This is a genomic window from Pseudomonas spartinae (assembly GCF_965197125.1).
GTDB lineage: Bacteria > Pseudomonadota > Gammaproteobacteria > Pseudomonadales > Pseudomonadaceae > Aquipseudomonas > Aquipseudomonas composti_A.
Window position 1 is genome coordinate 193,459 of the sequence record NZ_CBDAMB010000002.1, and the last position, 20,773, is coordinate 214,231.

The 20,773-nt window shown below is 64.1% G+C and carries 25 protein-coding genes; 14 read left to right on the plus strand and 11 right to left on the minus strand.

Annotated features, from left to right (window positions below; genetic code table 11):
- Positions 1–46: 46 nt before the first annotated feature.
- On the minus strand, positions 47–793 hold the full coding sequence (locus ACN8M7_RS04695; RefSeq protein WP_013713492.1) for a LytR/AlgR family response regulator transcription factor: 747 nt from the start codon (positions 791–793) through the stop codon (positions 47–49).
- Positions 790–1,872 carry a sensor histidine kinase gene (locus tag ACN8M7_RS04700; protein ID WP_061237336.1) on the minus strand — a complete coding sequence of 361 codons (1,083 nt, stop codon included), beginning with the start codon at positions 1,870–1,872 and terminating at the stop codon, positions 790–792. Before ACN8M7_RS04700 ends, ACN8M7_RS04695 begins: the two co-directional genes overlap by 4 nt.
- Positions 1,873–2,257: 385 nt before the next feature.
- On the opposite strand from ACN8M7_RS04700, the gene argH reads away from it, so the two are divergent.
- The 8 genes from argH (at position 2,258) to ACN8M7_RS04740 (ending at position 9,693) form a co-directional block, all read left to right on the plus strand.
- A complete protein-coding gene (gene argH, locus ACN8M7_RS04705; protein ID WP_490259946.1) occupies positions 2,258–3,652 on the plus strand; it encodes an argininosuccinate lyase in 1,395 nt (464 codons plus the stop codon).
- Between the two features lie 37 nt (positions 3,653–3,689).
- Positions 3,690–3,932 carry a hypothetical protein gene (locus tag ACN8M7_RS04710; RefSeq protein WP_490259947.1) on the plus strand — a complete coding sequence of 81 codons (243 nt, stop codon included), beginning with the start codon at positions 3,690–3,692 and terminating at the stop codon, positions 3,930–3,932.
- Positions 3,933–3,951: 19 nt separating this feature from the next.
- Positions 3,952–4,437, plus strand: coding sequence for a GNAT family N-acetyltransferase (locus ACN8M7_RS04715; protein WP_490259948.1), 486 nt, complete (start codon positions 3,952–3,954; stop codon positions 4,435–4,437).
- A gap of 67 nt (positions 4,438–4,504) precedes the next feature.
- Complete coding sequence (locus ACN8M7_RS04720; RefSeq protein WP_490259949.1) at positions 4,505–5,257, plus strand: endo alpha-1,4 polygalactosaminidase; 753 nt, start codon at positions 4,505–4,507, stop codon at positions 5,255–5,257.
- A 27-nt stretch (positions 5,258–5,284) separates the two neighbouring features.
- Positions 5,285–5,560 carry a hypothetical protein gene (locus ACN8M7_RS04725; RefSeq protein WP_061237332.1) on the plus strand — a complete coding sequence of 92 codons (276 nt, stop codon included), beginning with the start codon at positions 5,285–5,287 and terminating at the stop codon, positions 5,558–5,560.
- Positions 5,561–5,646: 86 nt separating this feature from the next.
- The gene (locus ACN8M7_RS04730; protein WP_490259950.1) at positions 5,647–6,465 is read left to right on the plus strand and encodes a substrate-binding periplasmic protein; all 819 of its coding nucleotides are present in this window, start codon (positions 5,647–5,649) and stop codon (positions 6,463–6,465) included.
- Entirely contained in the window at positions 6,462–6,716 is a 255-nt protein-coding gene (locus ACN8M7_RS04735) for a TIGR02647 family protein (protein ID WP_061237330.1), read from the plus strand. The genes ACN8M7_RS04730 and ACN8M7_RS04735 overlap by 4 nt, the downstream gene beginning before the upstream one ends.
- 118 nt (positions 6,717–6,834) lie before the next feature.
- The gene (locus ACN8M7_RS04740) at positions 6,835–9,693 is read left to right on the plus strand and encodes a class I adenylate cyclase (RefSeq protein WP_490259951.1); all 2,859 of its coding nucleotides are present in this window, start codon (positions 6,835–6,837) and stop codon (positions 9,691–9,693) included.
- Here ACN8M7_RS04740 and ACN8M7_RS04745 read toward each other — a convergent pair.
- The 5 genes from ACN8M7_RS04745 to ACN8M7_RS04765 all read right to left on the minus strand — a co-directional run bounded on the left by ACN8M7_RS04745 (position 9,690) and on the right by ACN8M7_RS04765 (position 12,700).
- Positions 9,690–10,490, minus strand: coding sequence for a lipase family protein (locus ACN8M7_RS04745; protein WP_061237328.1), 801 nt, complete (start codon positions 10,488–10,490; stop codon positions 9,690–9,692). The two genes, ACN8M7_RS04740 and ACN8M7_RS04745, sit on opposite strands and share 4 nt — an antisense overlap.
- 57 nt (positions 10,491–10,547) lie before the next feature.
- Entirely contained in the window at positions 10,548–10,955 is a 408-nt protein-coding gene (gene rnk / locus ACN8M7_RS04750; protein ID WP_061237327.1) for a nucleoside diphosphate kinase regulator, read from the minus strand.
- Positions 10,956–11,072: 117 nt separating this feature from the next.
- Positions 11,073–11,270, minus strand: coding sequence for a DUF1289 domain-containing protein (locus tag ACN8M7_RS04755; protein WP_490259952.1), 198 nt, complete (start codon positions 11,268–11,270; stop codon positions 11,073–11,075).
- Positions 11,260–11,592, minus strand: coding sequence for an iron donor protein CyaY (gene cyaY, locus ACN8M7_RS04760; RefSeq protein ID WP_490259953.1), 333 nt, complete (start codon positions 11,590–11,592; stop codon positions 11,260–11,262). The genes ACN8M7_RS04755 and cyaY overlap by 11 nt, the downstream gene beginning before the upstream one ends.
- A gap of 70 nt (positions 11,593–11,662) precedes the next feature.
- The gene (locus tag ACN8M7_RS04765) at positions 11,663–12,700 is read right to left on the minus strand and encodes an AraC family transcriptional regulator (protein ID WP_490259954.1); all 1,038 of its coding nucleotides are present in this window, start codon (positions 12,698–12,700) and stop codon (positions 11,663–11,665) included.
- Between the two features lie 170 nt (positions 12,701–12,870).
- Between ACN8M7_RS04765 and lptM the strand changes: the two genes are divergently transcribed.
- Genes lptM through ACN8M7_RS04795 form a run of 6 tightly spaced genes read left to right on the plus strand, consistent with a single transcriptional unit; the run spans position 12,871 to position 17,451 of the window.
- Positions 12,871–12,996: an LPS translocon maturation chaperone LptM gene (lptM, locus tag ACN8M7_RS04770; RefSeq protein ID WP_017361215.1), complete on the plus strand. Its 126-nt coding sequence runs from the start codon at positions 12,871–12,873 to the stop codon at positions 12,994–12,996.
- Positions 12,997–13,009: 13 nt separating this feature from the next.
- A complete protein-coding gene (gene lysA / locus ACN8M7_RS04775) occupies positions 13,010–14,257 on the plus strand; it encodes a diaminopimelate decarboxylase (protein WP_061237323.1) in 1,248 nt (415 codons plus the stop codon).
- A gap of 10 nt (positions 14,258–14,267) precedes the next feature.
- On the plus strand, positions 14,268–15,098 hold the full coding sequence (gene dapF / locus ACN8M7_RS04780; RefSeq protein ID WP_061237322.1) for a diaminopimelate epimerase: 831 nt from the start codon (positions 14,268–14,270) through the stop codon (positions 15,096–15,098).
- Entirely contained in the window at positions 15,095–15,793 is a 699-nt protein-coding gene (locus ACN8M7_RS04785; protein ID WP_061237321.1) for a DUF484 family protein, read from the plus strand. The genes dapF and ACN8M7_RS04785 overlap by 4 nt, the downstream gene beginning before the upstream one ends.
- A gap of 57 nt (positions 15,794–15,850) precedes the next feature.
- On the plus strand, positions 15,851–16,753 hold the full coding sequence (xerC, locus tag ACN8M7_RS04790) for a tyrosine recombinase XerC (RefSeq protein WP_490259955.1): 903 nt from the start codon (positions 15,851–15,853) through the stop codon (positions 16,751–16,753).
- Positions 16,750–17,451: an HAD family hydrolase gene (locus ACN8M7_RS04795; RefSeq protein ID WP_490259956.1), complete on the plus strand. Its 702-nt coding sequence runs from the start codon at positions 16,750–16,752 to the stop codon at positions 17,449–17,451. Before xerC ends, ACN8M7_RS04795 begins: the two co-directional genes overlap by 4 nt.
- A gap of 187 nt (positions 17,452–17,638) precedes the next feature.
- On the opposite strand, the gene sutA is transcribed toward ACN8M7_RS04795, so the two are convergent.
- From sutA to glnK, 4 genes are all read right to left on the minus strand, one after another.
- The gene (gene sutA / locus ACN8M7_RS04800; protein ID WP_490259957.1) at positions 17,639–17,962 is read right to left on the minus strand and encodes a transcriptional regulator SutA; all 324 of its coding nucleotides are present in this window, start codon (positions 17,960–17,962) and stop codon (positions 17,639–17,641) included.
- Between the two features lie 77 nt (positions 17,963–18,039).
- The gene (locus tag ACN8M7_RS04805; RefSeq protein ID WP_061237317.1) at positions 18,040–18,465 is read right to left on the minus strand and encodes a secondary thiamine-phosphate synthase enzyme YjbQ; all 426 of its coding nucleotides are present in this window, start codon (positions 18,463–18,465) and stop codon (positions 18,040–18,042) included.
- Positions 18,466–18,563: 98 nt separating this feature from the next.
- Positions 18,564–19,814 carry an ammonium transporter gene (locus ACN8M7_RS04810; RefSeq protein WP_490259958.1) on the minus strand — a complete coding sequence of 417 codons (1,251 nt, stop codon included), beginning with the start codon at positions 19,812–19,814 and terminating at the stop codon, positions 18,564–18,566.
- A 332-nt stretch (positions 19,815–20,146) separates the two neighbouring features.
- On the minus strand, positions 20,147–20,485 hold the full coding sequence (glnK, locus tag ACN8M7_RS04815) for a P-II family nitrogen regulator (RefSeq protein WP_003096476.1): 339 nt from the start codon (positions 20,483–20,485) through the stop codon (positions 20,147–20,149).
- Positions 20,486–20,773: the final 288 nt, after the last annotated feature.

Consider the following 20,773-nt stretch of genomic DNA (forward strand, 5'->3'; position numbering starts at 1 on the left):
TCGGTCACTGCGAAGAGGATGACGCCCTGGCGCGCAGGACAGGGCGTCAGAGTGACTGCATCAACTTGCGCACACCGGCCACGTGACGCCGACTGACCACCAGCGAATCGCCTTCCAGCCCCTTGAGGAACAGTTGAAAATGCCCGAGCGGCGTGCGCTGCAGGCGCTCGATGCGCTCACGCGCGACCAGCGCATTGCGATGGATGCGCACGAAGCGGTCACCGAATTCGTCTTCCAGCGCCTTGAGCGGCTCGTCCAACAGGACTTCACCGCCCTCGTGGCGCAGGGTGACGTACTTGTGGTCGGCAATGAAATAGACCACATGATCCAGCGGAATCAGCTCGATCCCCTTGCGGGTACGCGCACTGATATGGGTACGCGGGCCGCCGCCGGTTTCAGCCGCAGGCCGGGTCAGTGCCGCCAGCTGTACACGGTTGGGTCGCTCGGCCTTCTTCAGCGCCTCACTGAGGCTTTCGGGGCGCACCGGTTTGACCAGGTAGCCCACCGCACTGACCTGGAAAGCTTCCAGGGCGAACTCGTCGTGGGCCGTGCAAAAGATCACCGCTGGCGGCGCTTCACGCTCGCACAGTTTGGCAGCGACCTGCAGGCCATCAAGCCCGGGCATGCGGATATCAAGCAGGACCACGTCCGGCTTGAGGCTATCGATCAGGGTCAGAGCTTCCTCGCCATTGCTGGCGGCGGGCTCCAGGACCCGGTAACCCTCGAGCTCACCGACCATGCGGCTCAGGCGCTCGCGGGCGAGGGGTTCGTCATCGACGATCAGGACATTCATATTGCTCTGGCTTCCTGCGTGAGTCTCGCACAAGGATAGCGTAGACAGCTGTAATGACGGCCGTCACGGCGCTCCACGCTGAGACTCGCGCGCGGCCCAAAAAGTGCCGCCAGGCGCGCATCGATATTACTCAGCGCTTGGTGCGTTCCCCGCGACGGGTGCTGCTCGCCCCGCTCTTCATACGGATTGCTGACACACAAGCTGAACACACCATCCTGGTAATCCGCTTCGACCCGCACCAGGCCACCTTCGATACGTGGCGCGATGCCATAGATCAGCGCATTCTCCAACAGAGGCTGCAAGGTCAGCTGGGGAATCGGTAGATCCTCCGGCACACCTTCGACCTCCCACTGCAACTGTAGTCGCTCGCCGAGCCGATAGTGCTCGATCGACAGATATCGTTTCGCCAGTTCCAGTTCCTCCTTCCACGGCACCAACGTGCCAGGTTTGGCCAGGCTGGCGCGAAACAGATCGGACAGATCCAACACCGCCTGCTCAGCCTTGTACGGATCGAGCGTGACCAGACTGGCGATGCTGTTGAGGCTGTTGAACAGGAAATGCGGCCGAATCCGCGCCTGCAACGATTCGATGCGCGCTCGCAGCTCGGCCTGCTCCTGCCGACGCCATTGGCTCTGCAGATAGAAATAGCGTAGCAGCAGTGCGGACATGATCAGGCTGATCAGAGCATGACGCAGATAAAGATTCACCTCACCACTGCGCGGCAGCGGCCCACCGAGGTCATAGTAGTCGGCCACGGCCGTACAACTCAGGGTCAGCAGTACCACCAGCGCAGAGCATAGACAGCCGGCCAACGCCGGGCGCAAACGCGCCAGCACAGGTCGCAGGCGACAGAGCACGGCAGCCGACAGCAGCACGATCCACTGCACGAACAACGAGGTCAGGGCCAGGCGCACCCAGTCGAAACCCGGCGTCATGGGCTCGGCGAGGACCAGCACCAATACCAGCAGCTCGGCCATCAGCACCATGCTCAGCAGGGCTTCGGGCTGGCACAGCTCAGGGACGAAGAAGTCGTCGACCGTGGCCTTGGGTTTGTTCTTGGCAAAGGATTGTGTGTGCATCGACGCAGTTTCCGTGTCGCCCTGCTGGCCGGCAAGCCAGACAGCTCCAGCCGGACAAAATAAAGCACCGAAATGCCACCTTCGCGATAGATTTGTGAAGTAGCCGACACCACCGTGCCCTGCCCGACGGCAAACGCGGCGCGGCGAAACGCCTGCCGACCCTGTTATTATCGACGCACTTTGTCCGCCATGCCGGCCGCCGAACAGGCCGTGTGAAAACGTCGCGAGCGAAGGCCAGGCAAAAACAGGCGAAGAACGCTCGGAGTCGCGCTCGACTCTCCAAGTGGTAAATGAGCATTCCGAGCCTGTTTTAACGCCGCATGGCCGAGCGCAGCAGTTTTCACACGGTTCGAGAAAGTGGCCTGCCCGATCCCGAGCCCAAATCATGAGCAGCGAAAAAACCAACCAATCCTGGGGCGGCCGCTTCAGCGAGCCCGTCGACGCCTTCGTCGCCCGTTTCACCGCCTCGGTCGAATTCGACAAGCGCCTCTATCGTCACGACATCATGGGCTCCATCGCCCACGCCAGCATGCTGGCCAAGGTCGGCGTGCTCACCGACGCCGAGCGTGACGCGATCATCGACGGTCTGAAACAGATTCAGGCCGAGATCGAAGCCGGTCAGTTCGACTGGCGCGTCGATCTGGAAGACGTGCACATGAACATCGAGGCGCGCCTGACCGACCGCATCGGCGTCACCGGCAAGAAACTGCACACCGGCCGCTCGCGCAACGATCAGGTGGCCACCGACATCCGCCTGTGGCTGCGTGACGAAATCGACCTGATCCTCGCCGAGATCACCCGCCTGCAGCAGGGCCTGCTCGGCCTGGCCGAAGCCGAGGCGGACACCATCATGCCCGGCTTCACCCACCTGCAGACCGCGCAGCCGGTGACCTTCGGCCACCATCTGCTGGCCTGGTTCGAGATGCTGTCGCGCGATCACGAGCGCCTGCTCGACTGCCGCAAGCGCACCAACCGCATGCCGCTGGGCTCGGCCGCACTGGCCGGCACCACCTACCCGATCGCCCGTGAAATCACCGCCGAACTGCTGGGCTTCGATGCCGTGGGCGGCAACTCGCTGGACGGCGTGTCGGATCGCGACTTCGCCATCGAATTCTGCGCCGCCGCCTCGCTGGCGATGATGCACCTGTCGCGCTTCTCCGAAGAGCTGGTGCTGTGGACATCCGCGCAGTTCCAGTTCATCGACCTGCCGGATCGTTTCTGCACCGGCAGCTCGATCATGCCGCAGAAGAAGAACCCCGACGTACCCGAGCTGGTACGCGGCAAGACCGGCCGCGTATTCGGCGCCCTGACCGGCCTGCTGACCCTGATGAAGGGCCAGCCGCTGGCCTACAACAAGGACAACCAGGAAGACAAGGAGCCGCTGTTCGACGCCGCCGACACCCTGCGCGACAGCCTGCGCGCCTTCGCCGACATGGTCCCGGCGATCAAGCCCAAGCGCGAGATCATGCGCGAGGCGGCCCTGCGAGGCTTCTCCACCGCCACCGACCTGGCCGACTACCTGGTGCGCAAGGGCCTGCCGTTCCGCGACTGCCACGAGATCGTCGGCCACGCGGTGAAATACGGCGTCGACAGCGGCAAGGACCTGGCCGAGATGAGCCTGGACGAGCTGCGCCAGTTCAGCGATCAGATCGAGCAGGACGTGTTCGCCGTACTGACCCTGGAAGGCTCGGTCAACGCTCGCGACCATATCGGCGGTACCGCACCGAATCAGGTGCGCGCTGCGGTGGTACGAGGCCGCGAACTGCTGGCCGCTCGCTGAGCGACGCCAAAGAAATCATCAGGGAAAAGGAATTCCCATGGCCGAATTGTTATTGCGTGGCTTGGCGCTACTCGCCGCAATCGTACTCGAGGTGGTCGTCGGCTACGTCCTGTACATCACCGGCTGGCTGGCCCTGCGCCTGCTGACGCTGGGGCGCTACCCGAACCTGCCATTGCGCGTGGACGATCCGCTGGGTTCGCGCGCGGCCTGGGTCGCTGCATTCGGTTTCTTCTGCCTGGTGGGCTTGCCGCTCGCCTGGCTGACCATCACATATAGCTGACACCTCGATGAGCGATCACATGCCCCTCACCATCCGCCCCGCCACCCCTGACGACGCCGAGCTGATCCTGCGCTTGATCACCGAACTGGCCATCTATGAGAAGGCCGAGCACGAGGTGAAGACCGATGCCGCCGGCATCCGTGACAGCCTGTTCGCCGAGGACAGCAGCGCTCATGGCCTGATCTGCGAGCGCGATGGCCAGGCCATCGGCTATGCGGTGTACTTCTTCAACTACTCCACCTGGCTGGGCAAGCACGGTCTGTACCTCGAAGACCTCTACGTCAGCCCCGAGGCCCGTGGCCTGGGCGCCGGCAAGGCCCTGCTGCGCCAACTTGCGCAACTGGCCGTGGCGCGCGGCTGCGGTCGTTTCGAATGGTCGGTGCTGGACTGGAACACCCCGGCCATCGAGTTCTACGAATCCTTCGGCGCCCGTCCGCAGAGCGAATGGACCACCTATCGCCTGACCGGTCAGGCGCTGCTGGATTTCGCGGCCAGTTCACAGTAACCCGCTGGCTGTGGGCCTACCCCTGGCCTATGGTGATTACAGTTTCCGCCACGGAGTGCAGAACATCATGCGTACCCTTATCGCCCTGATCAGCATCCTCGCCCCTGCACTAGCCCCGGCGAGCCCTATCCCCATTCCAGCCAATGCCTCCTGGCACATGCAGCTCGACGGCAAGTTGCAGACGCCCAATCGACAGGTCTACGACATCGACCTGTACGACACACCGACGCAAACCATCACCGCGCTCAAGGGCGGCGGCCGCATCGTGATCTGCTATTTCAGCGCCGGCACCTGGGAAGACTGGCGCAGCGATGCCGCCAGCTATCCGCAGGAAGCCTTGGGCAAGGAGCTGGCGGACTGGCCGGGCGAACGCTGGCTGGACTATCGCCGCGACGACGTACGCCAGTTGCTCGCCAACCGCCTGGACCTGGCCGTCGCCAAGGGCTGCGACGGCGTCGACCCGGACAACGTGGATGGCTACAGCAACGACAACGGCCTCGACCTGACCCCGGAGCAGCAGATCGACTTCAATCGCTGGCTGGCCGAACAGGCGCGCAGCCGCAACCTGAATGTCGGACTGAAGAATGCCGTGGAACTGCTCCCTGCGCTCGGCGAGCATTTCGACTTCGCCATCAACGAAAGCTGCTACCGCTACAAGGAGTGCGACGGCTACGACCACATGCGCAGCCAGGGCAAAGCCATCTTCATCGCCGAATATCGCACCTTCAGCGACAAACTTTGCAAGCAGGCCGCGGCTTCAGGCTTCCGCCTGCAGTACTTCAAGCGCAGCCTCAAGACCGTCGGCATCCCCTGCGACTGAATCTGCCAACCCACACCGAGAGGCACCATGAGCGACAACAGCGAACACGAAGACGAGGCCTTCGCCGAGGCCACTCTGGTCCAGGCCATCGAGAACCAATTGCAGAGCGGTGAACCCGCTGCCGCCCAGGCGGTGTACAACAAGCTGACGCTGGTGGGCTACGAGCGCGAGGAGATTCTCGAGCTCATGGCCCTGGTACTCGCCCATGAAGTCGACGCCATGCTGCGTGATGATCGCCCCTTCGACGGCGCCTGGTATGAACAGGCCCTGCGTGCCCTGCCGGAGCTGCCGGAAGAAAACTGAAGGTGGATTGACCCAGGCCACTGGTCGGATTGGCAGGCAGATTGCTACTGTCACAGCCAACCCCGACCCAGAAGGTACCGCCTTCGATGGCCTGTACGCTGCCTAGACTCATCGCTGTGCTGGTCTGCGCCCTCTGGCTGTGCGCAGTTGGCAGTGCGCAAGCGGACACGCCGCGTATCGGTGCCGAGGACGCCTGGTACCCCTACACGGCCTGGCGCAATGGCCGCATCGAGGGCATGTCGGCCGATATCGTCCGCGCCGCCTTCAGCGCCAGCGGCGCATCCGTAGAGCTGGCGCCCTACCCCTACTCACGCTGCATGGAGCTAACGCGCTCTGGCACTCTGGCGGGCTGCTTCAATACCACGCCCGATACGAAGATCCGCGCAGCGTTTCTGCTGCCGCAGGAGGTCCTGTTCAGCGACGACATCCTGCTCTGGGGGCGCACAGGCGCGGACGCGATCGATGACCTGGACAGCATTCGCGGCAAACGCGTGGCGGTCACCATCGGTTATACCTATGGCGAATACTTCGACGGCTATGCGGATATCCAGCGCATCCCGGTGCGGCGCGATATCAATGGCTTTCTCATGCTGCAGCGTGACCGCGTGGACTACGTCATCGCCTTTCGCGGCACCACCGAGGCGCTGCTGCGCGACAATCCCAAGCTGGCCGGCCAGTTCAAAGCCGTGGCCAGGGTGCATCGCCCGCAGCTCTACCTGACCTTCTCCCGCCACCACCCACAGGCCGAGGCCCTGCTGCGCGACTTCGACGCGGGCATGCGGCAGATCCGGCAAAACGGTACCTACCAAAGAATTCTCGCCAACTGGCAACTCACCGATGGGCAGAGCCCTGCGCATGGCTCTACACTGCAAGAGCGCCACAACAACAAGATGGAGTCACCATGAAGTCATTCACCGCTGACCTGATCGACGAGCTGGAAATCCTCGCCCTGTACAACCTGGACAATCATCAGGAAGGGCTGAAGGTGCATAACAACGCTTCATTCAAGGCACAGGGCGCCATTACTCGCCTCCACGAAAAAGGCCTGGTGAGCCAGGCTGATGGCGGTTACCTGACCAGCCTGGGCATCGATGCGGCCGAGCACGCGCAAGCGCTGCTGACCATCCTCTCGGCTCGCCAGCCCACCCCCGCTTAATCTCAGTCGCCCGCCGGCCGTCCTTAAGGGATAGGCGCGGCGGGCGATATAGCGTCAAGGCACTGCACTGGCGAGCACGCCGCTGATAGGCTTGCAGCATTCGCAGTTGAGTTCGAGCATGACGCGCACCCTGGAAATACGCCCCGATATCGATGACGGCATCGACCGCAAGGTGCTGGTGCAGCTGCGTGCCCGTTTCCTGCAGATCAATCAGGGTCGCCTGCAGCGGGCCATGGAGGCGCTGTCCACGCGCCAGCAGCTGGTCCTCAAGCTGTTGCCGCTGCTGCTGCATGTCAACCACCCGCTGTTGCCCGGCTACGTCTCGGCCAGCACCCCGGCCGGCCTCAGCGGCTTCGAGCCGGACGATGCCAGCCTCGCCGAAGTCCAGCGCCTGACCCGCTCCTTCGTCTACAAGCCACGCCGTGGTCAGGGCGCCGCGCCCCTGCATGGCCTGTTCCTGATGGGCAGCCTGGGCACCGTGGCGCAGGCCGAACAGAGCGATATGGACCTGTGGCTGTGCCACTCACCCAATTTCACTGCGCAGGAACTGCGAGACCTGCGCAAGAAGTGCGACCAGCTGGAAAGCTGGGCCGCCACCCAGGGCGCCGAGGTGCATGTCTTTCTGGTCGACCCGCAGCGCTTCACTAAAGGCGCACGCGAGGCGCAGCTGACCTCGGACGACTGCGGCACCACCCAGCACTATCTGTTGCTCGACGAGTTCTACCGCACCGCCATCTGGCTTGGCGGCCGCACGCCGATCTGGTGGCTGGTACCGGTATACGAGGAGGCGCGCTACCACGACTACTGCCGCACCCTGCTGAGCAAGCGCTTCGTGCGCGCCGAGGACGTACTCGACCTCGGCAACCTGGCGCGCATCCCACCGGAAGAGTTCATCGGCGCCGGCATGTGGCAGCTGTACAAGGGAATCGAGTCGCCCTACAAATCCGCGCTCAAGCTGCTGCTCACTGAGGTCTACGCCAGCGAACATCCCAAGGTCGAGTGCCTGGCGCTGCGTTTCAAGCAGGCGGTGTTCGAGGGCCGACTGGATCTGGACGAGCTCGACCCCTACATCGTCGTCTACCGCCGCCTGGAGGAATACCTGAGCGCGCGGGGTGACCACGAAAGGCTCGAATTGATCCGCCGCTGCCTGTACCTAAAGGTCAACAAGAAGATCAGCCGTCCGCCGACACGCGGTCGCAGCAAGAGCTGGCAGCGCCTGCTGCTGGAGCGTCTGACGGCGGACTGGGGCTGGCAGGCCCGGCAACTCAACGTGCTCGACAGCCGCAGCCAGTGGAAGGTGCGCCAGGTCGCGGCCGAGCGCCGCGTGCTGGTCAACGAGCTGACCTACAGCTATCGCTTTCTTTCCCAATTCGCCCGCAGCGCCGAGGCCGGCAGTTCGCTGAACAACCGTGACCTCAACGTGCTGGGCCGCCGCCTGTACGCCGCCTTCGAACGCAAGGCGGGCAAGGTGGAGTTCATCAACCCCGGCATTGCCCCGGATCTGGCCGAAGACACCCTGACCCTGGTCCAGCACCCCAGCCCCGAGGCGCCCAGCGAATACCAGTGGGCCCTGTTCAATGGCAGCCTGGGCGCGCAGGAATGGAGCGATTTCGCCCCGCTCAAGCGTTCGCGCGAACTGATCGAGCTGCTCGCCTGGTGCCACCGCAACGGCGTGATCGACAGCAGCACGCGCCTGTCGCTGCACCCGGGCAGCAGTGACCTCACCGACTTCGAACTGCTGAACCTGATCGCCAGCCTGCAGCAAGGCTTCCCCTTGCCGCAGCCCAGCGTCACAGAGGCCGCCCTGCTGCGCGCCAGCATTCCCAGCCAGGTGCTGCTGCTGGTCAATGTCGGGGTCGACCCGCTCAAGCAGCACAGCCAGATGAACGTGCACATGACCTCCGGGCGCACCGATGCGCTGGGCTATTCCGGTGTACGAGAAAACCTGGTGCTGACCCTGGATCAGGTCGTGCTCAACAGCTGGAACGAGCTGCAGGTCAGCCGCTATGACGGCCACGACGCCCTGCTCGACTGCCTGCGCGACCTGCTCAACAGCCTGCCGGTCGGCGGCCCGCAGCCCAAGGTGCAGGTGCGCTGCTACTGCCGCAACCGGGCGCAACCGATTGCCGAGCGCGTCGACGAACTGCTGCGAGACCTGCTCGCCACCTATGCCGAAGGGCGCCAGTCACGCTATCTGGTGCAGGTGCGCCAGCATTACCACGTGCTGCAGCTGACACCCGGCCAGGTCAGCCACGCGGTCCTTGGGGATATGCCGGCGCTGCTCGAGCACCTTGGCGCCGAGCAGGGCCTCTACAGCCCGCTGCATCTGGATCGCCATGCGCTCGATGGCGACGACCTGGCGCTGATCCTGCCCATGGGCCGGCCGCAGTGCATTCAGCTGTTCTATCGCCTGCACGAAACCAGTGGCGAGGCCGAACTGACCCTGCTCGATGAACACAACGCGCTCTGGCGTCGGCGCCTGCCGTTTCGTGACGAGCAGAGCCTGCTGACACCCATCCAGCGCTTCCTGCAATCGTTGCTGTACAGGCGCAACGCGATACTGCCGCTCGATGGTCAGGACAACGAGCCGCCACTGGAAATCCTCTACTACCAGCTGCTGCCAGATGCCCCCTTGCGCGCCCAGCGCCTCGAGCGCCGGCCGCCGCCCGAGGCGCAGGTCAGCCACCCGTTCTACGACGTGCAGGCCATTGTCGAACCCGGTGACGGTCGCCAGCGCCACGTCACGCTGTACTGCAACCATCGCGAATTCTCCGAACTGGAGTACGGCCGCGAACTGTATCGGGCCGTGGCTCAGCACATCCTCGCCCAGCGAGCCGGCGGTGAACGCTACCCCTGCTATATCACCGACCTCGACCTGTCTGCCGTGCTGGCCGGCCAACAGGCGCAGACCGTGCACTACCTGCGCTACAAGAGCGAACTGGAAGATGCGCTCAATGCAGCGCTGCAGCAGGTCTAGCCCTTCATCGGCGCCTGCGGATTGTTCAGCGCATAGAGGTAGCAGTCGCCCATGCTGTGGTTGGCGGCGACACCGCCGTAGCTGGCAGTGAAGGTCACTGGCAAGCCCAGGTGCTGATAGAACCAGCGATCGCTGTCCGCCGGCGGTACCTCGGGCACCAGGTCGCTGTCGTTGACCAGCCGGTATGTCGGCACGGCCAGTTCGTTGTAGTAGTTGGCGAACGCCGGGGAAGCCAGACGCGGGCTGGCAAAGTTGTAATGCTGCAGCGCCAGCGCAGGCCAGCGCTGCAACAGATCGGGCACCGCCAGCGTGCTCAGGGCGCTGCCCAGACTGTGACCACAGACCCAGAGCCGAGCCTGCGGCTGCAGGTCGTCCAGTGCCAGCAGGGCCTGGTCACGCAGCGATGTGTAGAGTTTCAGAAAGCCGTCATGCACCAGACCGGCTTCGGCCTGCCAGGGGTAGTCGCGCTGGTCCAGGTCGAGGTCATCGAGCCAGTCCTGCACCGACTCGGTGCCGCGAAACACCAGGTAGCAATCGCCCTGCGGATCACGGGCGGCGAAGCCAAAGGGCTCGGACTCGTTGAGCACATACCACTCGCTGAGCACACTCCAGATTGGCGCGGAGAGCTGCCAGCCCTCCAGCTCAGGCTGTTGCCAATGAAAGTGCCCGGGCACGCGCGGGCGCTGCTGCGCCAGCCATTGTTCGTACTGGTCGTAGGCAGCCATCAGCAGCTCGGCGCAGAGCAAGGCGCGCGGCAGTTGGTAGGACGGCGGGAAATACAGCGGCAGACTGGACATGGCGGGGCCTCCTTGCCATTGGCGAAAGCCTCACTCTAGCCCAGCCTGGGAAAGGCGTCAGCGGTCGTATTCGCCTGCGGCTTCCGGCTGGTATTCGACTTCCAGCAGGGTCAACTTGAGCTGCTTGCCGCCCGGCGCAGACCAGTCGATGTGCTGGCCGACGGACAGGCCGAGCAAGGCGCTGCCGACTGGCGCGAGAATGCTGACCTTGCCTTCACCACCGGCATCCTGCGGGTAGACCAGGGTCAGGTGATAGTCCTTGCCGCTACTTTCCTCGCGGCAGTGCACCCGCGAATTCATGGTCACCACCCCTGCCGGCACCTCGTCATGCCCCACCACTTCGGCACGATCCAGCTCGGCCTGCAGCGCCTCGGCGCCAGGGCCGAACTCGTCCAGGCTGTCGAGCAGGCGCTCCAGGCGCTGCAGATCGAGGCGGGTAATGGTGATGGTAGGTGTGCTGTTCATGATGCCGGGCGATCTCCTCGCTTGAGCCATAAAAAGCAAAACCCCGCCCGAAGGCGGGGTTCAGCTGAATGTCTTGTCGACCCTAACACAGCCGGACAAATAAACAAGACCGCCCGGTCAACGGCCCTGCTGGCGGTGCTGCAAACGCTGCTGCGCCGCCTGGCAGATCACGCGGCGCTGCGCATTGTCAGCCTTACCCCAGTCGAGAATCTCCTGCAGGGTACGCCCACAGCCGAGGCACTGGTCGTGCTCGTCCAGACAGCACTGGCGCCGGCATGGCGAGGCCTGCAGCGCCTCGTCCGGCTCAGAGCTCATCGAACTCCAGCTCGGTGCCGCACTGCTCGAAGGTGATGCGCACCAGCATCTCGCCCAACTGCTCGTCACTGGTGTCACAGATCCAGCGACCATCGGCCTCGTCGTAATCGAAGTGGAAACCACCGGAGCGCGCCGCCAGCCACAGCTGACGAATCGGCTCCTGACGGCTGAAGATCAGCTGGCTGCCATTGTCGAAGCGCACCGTGAGCACACCGGCGCTGTTTTCCAGATCGACGTCCAGACCGCTGTCGTCGAAGATGTCCTCCACCGCCTGCTGGGTGGCATCGACCAGGTCGTGAAAGCGGGCTTCGCTCAGGCTCATCGGGGTGTCCTCACAAGTTGCAGCAACTGCAGAAAAAATTGGCGTTGAACGCCAGGCCAGAATAACTGGCCTAGGCGCAAAGGTGGCGACGGTACTCGCCCGGACTCGCTCCCGTCCAGCGACGAAATGCGCGCGCCAGTGAACCCGGCTCGCTGAAACCAACCAGAAAGGCGATTTCCGCCAGCTCCAGCGCCGGGTCGCGCAGGTAATGCAGCACCAGCTGCTGACGCGTCTCGTCGACCAGTTGGCTGAACGACAGTCCTGCCTCACGCAAACGTCGCTGCAAGGTTCGCGGGCTCAGCGCCAGGGCCACAGCGATGGCCTCCAGGTCCGGCCCTTGCTCCGGCAACTGACGGGCCAGTTCCAGGCGCGCGCGATCGAGCACGCTGTTGCCCCGGTTGAGTTCGGCCAGCAGGCGATCGGCATAGGTATCGAGCATGCCGCGCACCTGTGCATCGGCCTGGTTCAGCGGCACCGCCAACAGACGTTTGGGGAAGATCAGGGCATTGTCGGGCTGATCGAACAGCACCGGACACCGAAAGATGCGCGCGTGCTCCGAGGTATCGGCCGGCGCCGAATGCTGGAAACGCACCTCGGTCGGCGCAATGTCCAAGCCGCTGATCCAACGCCCGAAGCTGACCCAGCCGGCCAGGGTTTCCTCGCTCAGTTGCCGCTGCTGCTGCGCCAGCAATGGCTGCCAGCTGTGGGCTACCAGCGCTTCGCAGCCAGGCCGCGCGGGCTCATCGTCGAGCACCACCAGCCCCAGATTGCCGACCAGCGAGGCATAGCGCGCCTGGCGATGCAGCGCATCGGCCAGGGTTGCGCAACTCATGATCAGGTAACCGAGCACACCGTAATAACCCGGCCGTACCGACTCCCCCAGGTGCAGCCCGAGGCACTGATCACCTGTCAGGCGCACGCCTTCGCCCAGCAGCGTCAGGTAAGCACTCGCCGCGACACGCTGATCGCGCTGGCTCAGCACTTCAGGGCCGAGCTGGGCGTGGGCGAGCAAGGCCTCGGGGGCGAGCCCCTGGCGCTGCAGGTGTTCGATCAGACCTTGCAGGTAGGCCACCGAGACCGAACCGGCCAGAATCGCGGGATTGTCCATCGAGGCTCCTCGTTACTCGCCGCATGCTAACCCAAGCCAGCACGAATGCCTCCGATGCGCAGACGCAGATCGAGCCAGCGCCCCGCCAGGCGGGCGCCTGGCGCATAGGCAAGGTGGCAGGGGGTCGGTATACTCCGGCGCAATTCACGCTTATTTTCAAGGACCGTCCCATGAAGCGACTGACCCTCGCGCTCCTCGCCGCCGTTTGCCTGCTGGCCGGCTGCGGTCAGAAAGGCCCGCTGTACCTGCCGGGCGATGACAACGCCGGCAACAGCCGAGACCGTTTCGAACTCTGACAGGAGCTGCCCCATGGAAGCCTTCAACTACCGCGACGGCGAGCTGTTCGCGGAAGGCGTTGCCTTGTCTGCGCTGGCTCAGCGCTTCGGCACGCCCACCTACGTTTATTCCCGCGCCCACATCGAGGGCCAGTACCGCGCCTATGCCGATGCCCTGGCCGGCATGCCGCACCTGGTCTGCTTCGCGGTCAAAGCCAACTCCAACATCGGCGTACTGAACGTTCTGGCACGCCTCGGCGCCGGTTTCGACATCGTTTCCAGCGGTGAGCTGGAGCGCGTCCTGGCCGCTGGCGGCGAACCGCAGCGCATCGTCTTCTCCGGCGTCGGCAAGAGCCGCGACGACATGCGCCGCGCGCTGGAAGTCGGCGTGCACTGCTTCAACGTCGAGTCCAGCGTCGAGCTGGAGCGCCTGCAGAAGGTCGCCGCCGAACTGGGCGTCAAGGCGCCGGTCTCGCTGCGCGTCAACCCGGACGTGGACGCCGGTACTCACCCGTACATTTCCACCGGTCTCAAGGAAAACAAGTTCGGCATCGACATCGAGCAGGCCGAGGCGGTTTACGCCCGCGCTGCCGAACTGCCGAACCTGGAAGTGATCGGCGTCGACTGCCATATCGGTTCGCAGCTGACCACCCTCGAGCCCTTCCTCGATGCGCTGGATCGCCTGCTGCTGCTGGTCGACAAGCTGGCCGCGCGCGGCATCATCATCAAGCACCTGGACCTCGGTGGCGGCCTCGGCGTGCAATACCGCGACGAACAGCCACCGCTGGCCGGCGACTACATCGCCGCCGTGCGCAAGCGCCTGGCCGGTCGTGACCTGTCGCTGGTGTTCGAGCCGGGCCGTTTCATCGTCGCCAATGCCGGCGTGTTGCTGACCCAGGTCGAATACCTCAAGCACACCGAGCACAAGGATTTCGCCGTTATCGATGCGGCGATGAACGACCTGATCCGTCCTGCCCTCTACCAGGCCTGGATGGACGTGTCGCCGGTGCAGCCACGTCAAGGCGAAGCGCGTAACTACGACTTGGTCGGACCGATCTGCGAGACCGGCGACTTCCTCGCCAAGGATCGTCAACTGGTGCTGGAAGAAGGCGACCTGCTGGCCGTGCGTTCGGCCGGCGCCTACGGCTTCGTCATGAGCTCCAACTACAACACCCGCGGCCGCGCCGCCGAGGTGCTGGTCGATGGCGAGCAGGCGTATGAAGTGCGTCGTCGCGAGACCGTCCAAGAGCTCTACGCTGGCGAAAGCCTGCTGCCGGCCTGAGGGCGACGTCATGCTATTGCGCTTTACCAAGATGCACGGCCTGGGCAATGACTTCATGGTTCTCGACCTGATCAGTCAGCACGCCCACGTGCAGCCCAAGCACGCCAAGCAGTGGGGCGACCGCCACACCGGCGTCGGCTTCGATCAGTTGCTGATCGTCGAGCCGCCGAGCCACCCGGACGTCGACTTCCGTTACCGCATCTTCAACTCCGACGGTTCGGAAGTGGAGCAGTGCGGCAACGGCGCGCGTTGCTTCGCGCGCTTCGTGCTGGACAAGCGTCTGACCACCAAGAAGGTCATTCGCGTCGAGACCAAGAGCGGCATCATCGAGCTGCGCGTGCAGAACGACGGGCAGGTCTGCGTCAACATGGGCGCACCGCGCCTGCAGCCGGAACAGGTGCCGTTCCAGGCCGAACAGGCGGCGTTGAACTATCGCGTCGAGGTCGACGGCCAGGGCGTCGAGCTGGCTGCGCTGTCAATGGGCAACCCCCACGCCGTGCTGCGCGTCGACAGCGTCGACAACGCCCCGGTGCATACGCTCGGGCCGAAGCTGGAACACCATCCGCGCTTCCCGCAGCGGGTCAACGTCGGCTTCCTGCAGGTGCAGAACCGCAAGCAGGCGCGTCTGCGCGTGTGGGAGCGTGGTGCCGGTGAAACCCAGGCCTGCGGCACCGGCGCCTGCGCCGCAGCCGTGGCAGCGATTCGTCAGGGCTGGATGGATTCGCCCGTGCAACTGGAGCTGCCGGGCGGCAAACTGTCCATCGAATGGGCAGGCGAAGGTCAGCCGGTTATGATGACCGGCCCCGCTGCCCGCGTATACGAAGGACAGGTTCGCCTATGACCGACCAGCAGGATTCGCCCAAGCCGCTCGACTCGGAGACGGTCGCCGCCTATCTGCGCCTGCACCCGGAATTCTTCATCGACCACGATGAACTGATTCCCGAGCTGCGCATTCCACATCAGCGCGGCGATACCGTGTCGCTGGTCGAGCGCCAGGTCAAGCTGCTGCGCGAGCGCAACATCGAGATGCGCCATCGCCTCGGCCAACTGATGGACGTGGCGCGCGACAACGACCGCCTGTTCGACAAGACCCGGCGCCTGGTACTCGACCTGCTCGATGCCGGCAGCCTGGAAGAAGTGGTCGGCATTGTCGAAGACAGCCTGCGCCACGAGTTCCAGGTGCCTTTCGTCGGCCTGATCCTGTTCAGCGACAACAAGCTGCCGGTCGGGCGCTCGGTCAGCTCCGCCGAAGCCCATCAACAGGTCGGCGGTCTGCTCAGTGGCGGCAAGACCATCTGCGGCGTGCTGCGCCCGCACGAGCTGGAATTCCTGTTCGGCAAGGAAGACGCCGCGCAGGTCGGTTCTGCCGCCGTAGTCAGCCTCAATCATCAGGGCCTACATGGCATTCTCGCCATTGGCAGTGTCGATCCGCAGCACTACAAGAGCTCGCTGGGCACGCTGTTCCTCGGCTACATCGCCGAAGTCCTGGCGCGTGTTCTGCCCAGCTTCGCCACACCGCTGCGTTCGGTACGCTAGGTCGTGTAGGGTGGATGACCAAGCTCATCCACCCTCGACCTGCTCGGAATCCGGCACGTGACACTTGAAACCCATCTCGATGCCTACCTCGAACACCTGCGCCGCGAGCGCCAGGTGTCGGTGCATACCCTCGACGGCTATCGCCGCGATCTGGGCAAGCTGCTGGCATTCTGCGAGGCCGAAGGCCTGAGCGACTGGGCCGGGCTGGATACACGCAACCTGCGCCGCCTGGTCGCCCGCCTGCATCAGCAGGGCCTGTCCAGCCGCAGCCTGGCACGCCTGCTCTCGGCCACCCGTGGCCTCTATCAATACCTGCTGCGTGAAGGCCTGTGTCGCCACGACCCGGCCACCGGCCTCAGCCCGCCGAAGCGCGAACGACGCCTGCCGCGCACCCTGGACGCCGACCGCAGTGCGCAACTGCTCGACGGCGCGGTGGAGGACGACTTCATCGCCCGCCGCGACCAGGCCATGCTAGAGCTGTTCTACTCCTCAGGCCTGCGCCTTTCCGAGCTGGTTGGGCTGGACCTCGATGGTCTGGACCTGCCTGCCGGCCTGGTACGCGTGCGCGGCAAGGGCAACAAGGTGCGCGAGCTGCCGGTCGGCAGCCAGGCGCGCGAGGCGCTGGAACGCTGGCTGCCACTGCGCAAGCTGGCCAACCCCGCCGACGGCGCCGTATTCATCAGCCAGCAAGGCCGACGCCTCGGGCCGCGTGCGGTACAGCTACGCGTGCGCCAGGCGGGCGTGCGCGAGCTGGGTCAGCACCTGCATCCGCACATGCTGCGCCACAGTTTCGCCAGCCACATGCTGGAATCCTCGCAGGATCTACGCGCGGTGCAGGAGCTGCTCGGCCATGCCGACATCGCCACCACGCAGATCTACACCCACCTGGACTTCCAGCACCTGGCCAATGTCTATGACCAGGCCCACCCCAGGGCCAAACGCAAAGGCGGTTCCGAATGAGCATTGAACTGATCACCTTCGACCTCGACGACACGCTGTGGGACGTCACGCCGGTGATACAGGACGCCGAAGCAGCGCTACGCAACTGGCTGGCCTTGCATGCGCCGCGCCTGGGTGCGGTACCGATCGAGCACCTGTGGGCCGTGCGCAGCCGTCTGCTCGACGCCGAGCCGATGCTCAAGCATCGCCTCAGCGAGCTGCGTCGACGCATTCTGTTTCATGCCCTGGAAGACGCCGGCTACCCGCACAGCGAGGCGCAGACGCTGGCCGAAGCCGGGTTCCAGGTATTTCTCAGCGCCCGCCATCAGGTCGCCCTGTTCGCCGAGGTGCACCCGACGCTGGAGGCACTGGCCGAGCGCTTCATGCTTGGCGTGATCACCAACGGCAACGCCGATGTGCGCCGCCTGGGCCTGTCTGAGTATTTCCGCTTCGCCCTGTGCGCAGAAGAGCTGGGCATCGGCAAACCCGACCCCAAGCCCTTCCGTGAAGCGCTCAGCCGCGCCGGGGGCGTGGCGGCCGCGCGTGCCGTGCATATCGGCGATCACCCCAGTGACGACATTGCCGGCGCCCAGGCGGCCGGGATGCGCGCTATCTGGTTCAACCCGCAAGGGCGAGCCTGGGAGGGTGAAACGACACCAGATGCGCAGATCAGCAGCCTGGCCGAGTTGCCCGCGCTGCTGGGTAGCTGGATGCGTTAGTGCCCGCAGGGTGCGCAGGGTGCGCCATGCGCACCGCCTGATACACGACAAGATTGGTCCCTACGCGACACCGCACCACTGAGGGAGCAATTCCTCACGTCGCGCAGCGACGGCCCGAAGGTTGGCAACCGGGATGGCAGGCACAAAAAACCCGCCGCAGGGGCGGGTTCCTTGCAGCGAGCCGTCCTCAGATGGGGCGGCTGCCGTATTTGCTGTCGGGCTTCTTGGGTGGGTCGGCGACCACATTGGGCTCCACCTCCTGCACCTTGCCGCCACGGGAGAGAAACTCCTCCATGGCCTTGGCCAGAGCATCACGCTCCTTCTGCTTGGCTTCGACGCTGGGCATCTCGTCGACTTCAACGGCTTTGGCCTTGCTCTTCTTGCCGCTGGCTACGACCTCGCCATCGCTTTCGTCGTCGCCACTGTCACCGTCATCGGCAGCAGCCAGCTCCTCTCCCTCGTCCTCGTCAGCCCCATCCAGATCGTCTTGTTCCAGGTCTTCGTCGCTCATGTTCAACCTCATGACTTGCGAAAAGCAGGTTAGTTATAGCCCAGTCGCGCGATGTGCACCGCACCACTGGAAAAAAATCAAATAGCCTCGCCATGCAGGGTCGCCACCACTCGCCGAGCACCGCCATGATCGCGATGCTCACCGAGATAGATGCCCTGCCAGGTCCCGAGTGCCAGCTGCCCATGCTGTATCGGCAGCTGAAGCTGAAAGCCCAGCAGACTGCCCTTGAAGTGTGCCGGCAAATCATCCGGCCCTTCGTAATCGTGTTCGTAGCCCGCCTCACCCTGCGGCACCAGACGGTTGAAGAAACGCTCGAAATCGCGGCGTACCGCGGGATCTGCGTTCTCGTTCACCGTCAGCGACGCCGAGGTGTGCTGCAGCCACAGATGCAACAGACCGACACGCACCTGCGCCAGTTCCGGCAATGCAGCCAGCACCTCCTCGGTCACCAGATGAAAACCGCGCTCACGCGGACGCAGGCTGATGATGCGTTGCTGCCACATGCCGTTCTCACTCTCGATGGCTCCAGCGCGCGCATTCTAGCGCGCTGCCAGAAAAAACAAAGGGCGCCCGAAGGCGCCCTTTGCGATTTACCGGAGGATCACTTGTTGGTGAATTCCGGGTAGGCCTCCATACCGCACTCGGCGATATCCACACCCTCGTATTCTTCTTCTTCGCTGACGCGCAGACCGATCACCGCCTTGATGATGCTCCAGACGATCAGGCTAGCGACGAATACCCAGGCGAAGATGCTGCCGATACCCAGCAGCTGAGCGCCCAGCGAAGCATCGCTGTTGGTCAGGCAGACGGCCAGCAGGCCCCAGATGCCGACCACACCGTGTACGGAGATGGCACCGACCGGATCGTCGAGCTTGAGCTTGTCCAGGCCGAGGATGGAGAACACCACCAGCACGCCACCGACGCCACCGATCAGGGTCGCCTGCAGGGCGCTCGGGGTCAGCGGCTCGGCAGTGATGGCCACCAGGCCAGCCAGGGCGCCGTTGAGCGCCATGGTCAGGTCGGCCTTGCCGAACAGGATGCGGGCGACGATCAGCGCGGCGATCAGGCCACCAGCAGCGGCCATGTTGGTGTTGGTGAACACCTGAGCCACGGCGTTGGCGTCTTCGATGGTGCTCATCTTCAACTGCGAGCCACCGTTGAAGCCGAACCAGCCCATCCACAGGATGAAGGTGCCGAGGGTCGCCAGCGGCAGGTTGCAGCCCGGAATGGCGTTGACCTGGCCATTGGCGCCGTACTTGCCTTTACGAGCGCCCAACAGCAGCACACCGGCCAGAGCGGCAGCAGCGCCGGCCATGTGCACCACGCCGGAACCGGCGAAGTCGAGGAAGCCGGCTTCGTTGAGGAAGCCCGAACCCCATTTCCAGAAGCCCTGTACCGGGTAGATGAAGCCGGTCATGACCACGGCGAAGGCCAGGAAGGCCCACAGCTTCATACGCTCGGCAACGGCACCGGAGACGATCGACATGCAGGTCGCGGCGAACACTACCTGGAAGAAGAAGTCCGAACGAGTCGAGTAGTAGGGCGCATCGTCGCCACCAGCCAGCACGGCTTCGACGCTGTTCTCGTCACCGATCAGGAAACCCAGGCTGGGGAAGATGCCGCCTTCCGGGCTGGAGTACATGATGTGGTAGCCGATCACCAGATACATGACGCTGGCCACCGCGTAGAGCGCGATGTTCTTGGTCAGGATCTCAGTGGTGTTCTTGGCGCGCACCAGGCCGGACTCGAGCATGGCAAAGCCAGCTGCCATCCACATCACCAGGGCACCACAGATCAGAAAGTAGAAGGTATCGAAGCCGTACTGCAATGCAGTCAATGCTGTGTTATCCATTTTTCACCTCTTGCCGGCGCTTTTGTTGTGCGCTGTTCGGTTAAAACGTCCAGGTTGGCGCCGGACGCGTTCCGCATGCTTTACAGGTCGTTGCTACGCTCGCTCTGGATCACCGGAACCCTGCGCCGTGAGGCGACCAGGTATTCCCATCACTAGGCCGAGCACGAGACCTGAAGAGGGTCTGGCACAGCAGAGCGGCGAGGCATCGCCAGCTCCGGCATTCGCCCCCGAAAACAGCGCTAGGCCAGAATTCGAGGACAAAAAGGCTCCTAGCCCTGCGAAAGTTCGCAGAGTCATGGGTTTACTCCTGGGGCGTGGGGTTCGGAGGCTGTTTAGATCGCGTCGGTATCGGTTTCGCCGGTACGGATACGAATCGCCTGTTCCAGGTTGACTACGAAAATTTTGCCGTCACCGATCTTGCCGGTGTTGGCAGCCTTGGTGATCGCCTCGATAACGCGATCCAGTTGATCGTCAGCGATGGCCACGTCGATCTTCACTTTGGGCAGGAAGTCGACCACGTACTCGGCACCGCGATACAGCTCGGTATGGCCTTTCTGGCGGCCGAAGCCTTTGACCTCGGTGACGGTAATGCCCTGCACGCCGATCTCCGACAGCGACTCGCGCACGTCGTCCAGCTTGAACGGCTTGATGATGGCAGTGACTAGCTTCATGAAACTCTCTCCCGTGTAAGGTGGACTTGCCCCAGGAATTGCGAACCCGGCTCAAGTCTAAGCGCAGTGTCTGGCTTTTGTAATGCACCGACCGCTCCAGCCTGGCGTGGTCGATACCCACCAACCGCTTCCAACGAAACACTCCCCGCTTCGCCTGCCGCACCGAAACTGCGTCGATGCATGCGTCGCAGGGGTATAAGCAGAAAGCTTGCCATCTCGCGCAAAAGCCCGATCCACAAGGCCTTCACATACTTCGAGCTACAGTGACCGGTCATTCAAGCCAAATGC